Annotated in this window: 2 protein-coding genes; one reads left to right on the forward strand and one right to left on the reverse strand. The window is 50.5% G+C overall.

What is annotated here, in order from left to right; translation table 11 throughout:
* Positions 1 to 869 (reverse strand): phage/plasmid replication domain-containing protein (locus ACWPWQ_RS21260; protein ID WP_454010704.1); only part of this gene is annotated, 869 nt, incomplete at its 3' end.
* Positions 870 to 988: 119 nt separating this feature from the next.
* Between ACWPWQ_RS21260 and ACWPWQ_RS21265 the strand changes: the two genes are divergently transcribed.
* Positions 989 to 1180 carry a hypothetical protein gene (locus ACWPWQ_RS21265; protein ID WP_454010705.1) on the forward strand — a complete coding sequence of 64 codons (192 nt, stop codon included), beginning with the start codon at positions 989 to 991 and terminating at the stop codon, positions 1178 to 1180.
* Positions 1181 to 1799: the final 619 nt, after the last annotated feature.

Genomic DNA, 1799 nt, shown 5'->3' on the forward strand with positions numbered 1-1799 from the left:
CGCTCAGAGATGGTTTCAATGTCCATGGCGGTCACACTCAGCTTTTTGTCAAGGTTAACGAAGTCGTCGATTAATATGTCGAGGGGGTCGAAGTTATGAAAGCCCCAATATTGCATATCATTGCGCTGTAGATATTTGCTTTTGAGTTTTAATTCGTATCGGACGATGCCAGCGTCACGGCAATAGCCAATCAGGTTTTGAATATGGCGCATTTCGTCGGAATCATCACCGAAATTACGAGCGATTTTGCCGAGGGAATGCAACTCTAATTCGTATCCCTTATTGTAAACAGTTGGATAAATAAGGGCGGCGTTACCCAGCTTTGAAAGCCAATCTACCGAATTGCCATCAGTATGAAGTCGAGGAATAGAGTTGCGATAGCGAAGAGTGGAAAGACCGCATATATAATCACGCTCATTCCCAGAGCCGACAGCAATATTTTCAGTGATGTGTAATTCTCGAATGGTTGCACCATCTGACACCTCGAATGGAGTTGGATTGGCCTTGGTGGATTGGCTGGTAAAAATCTGGGTGCACTTGGTGAACTGGGGAATCTGGCCACAGTGACCGTAAATGTCGCGGAGTATGTCGTTGTAAACAGCGACACAGGCATCCAAAGAACGATGACCCCACAGGTTATCGAGCCTGCCCCACCGGGACGGGTTGCCTGACATGCGAATAGATGAGCCGTTGACCTTAATCAGGACGCTGTCACAGAACGAGCCCTTATGGGAGAACGCCGGAGCGCAGAGTGCACCAGTTTCCACAACTTCCCCCTCCTCTATCACCAGACGGGCGTACGCATTCCCATCCAGAAGTGGGAGCTGAAACCCGAAATCCTGCTCTATGGTCAGCCAGTCGAAGAACATATGTACCAATGTGCACAGTGAGTAATGTGGAAAACATAGCCCTACTTGTAAATGTGCACAAGTATATCTGTAAAATAAATCCACAAAGGCACTATGATTCGATGTAGAGGTGTACCCAGATGGACAAAAAGATGAAGCCCAAGACCTATGCGAGCCTGAGAGTATCCGAGGAAAGGAAGCTAATGCTGCAAAAGGCAGCAATAGACGTTAGTTATGCCACAGGCAAACCATTGAAGTGGTCGGAAGTAGCGTTTTATCTGATAGATGAGTATTTAAATGAGGCCGTGAAAGACCTAAAAGCAAAGAGGTAAGTGCGGGTTTCCGCACCAAAGTCCGGGTGTTACTGGCCCCCGGACTCCGACCACCTCAGACCCCTGCCCCATGGCGGGGGTTTTTCATGGGCAGGACGCTGATGAACAAGAGCAGGAAAGACTACATATACAACCCCAAACAGTACCGGGCGCCGAAGCCAGGGAGAGATAGGGAGCCGAAACAGGGTAACGCTGGGTTCGTGACTGGCGTTGCCGTCGGCATAGTTCTGGGGTTGATTATCGCGAAATGGTTATCGAGCAGCCCGTGAGTGTCGCTTGTCTTCGACAGGAGGATATCGCTGCTGGATGTACTACCTGGGCAGCAAAGACCGGTTTGGCAGAGGAAGGGGGTTCAGGGCCTCACAGACGCATTCCAAAGACGTTTCGGCGGGCCTACCTACGTCACGGCAATAGACGAAGCGATAGCCGCCTTATAGGGGCTAAAGCCCCTGAAAGATTGGCCTTGAGGGTTGCATGGATTTTACTGCAGTAAGGTGATTTTTGGGGCCGCCGACGGGCCCAAGACTGCGCACAATGCGGGTTATATTCAACGCCCCCTATCGGGGCCACCTGCTGCTATGCAGCTTGGCAGGTGGGCAGCGCTAAACATAACCACAGG

This window comes from Aeromonas sp. Marseille-Q7275, assembly GCF_965119515.1.